Source organism: Pseudomonas sp. SIMBA_068 (assembly GCF_046534705.1).
In the GTDB taxonomy this organism is placed as follows: Bacteria; Pseudomonadota; Gammaproteobacteria; order Pseudomonadales; family Pseudomonadaceae; genus Aquipseudomonas; species Aquipseudomonas putida.
Genome location: NZ_JAWRYI010000302.1, coordinates 1 through 292, shown reverse-complemented (window position 1 = coordinate 292; position 292 = coordinate 1). Strand labels below are relative to the sequence as shown.

1 protein-coding gene is annotated in these 292 nt (G+C 59.2%); it reads right to left on the bottom strand.

Going from position 1 to position 292, the window contains the following annotated elements; translation table 11 throughout:
- Nucleotides 1-292, bottom strand: a 292-nt coding sequence (locus tag SB756_RS29270; protein WP_410913046.1) for a DJ-1/PfpI family protein, incomplete at both ends; no start/stop codon positions are given.

Below are 292 nucleotides of genomic sequence, written 5' to 3'. Positions count from 1 at the left end.
ATACGCCCGGAACGGTGGAACTGTTTAACGGTTTCAACCAGCAGGGTACTATCGCGAAAACACTCTGCGCCTTTAATGCCACCAGGCAGTACGATCACGTCATATTCGCCATCAGCCACCTCGACCAGCGGCGCATCCGCCAGCAGCTTCACGCCGCGCGAGCAGGTAATGGCCAGGTTGCCATCGCTGGCGACGCTGGCAGTGGTGACTTTGATACCGCCGCGAACCAGCAGATCGATAGTGGTGACGGCCTCAGTCTCTTCACTACCAGGGGCGAGGCAAACCAGTGCCG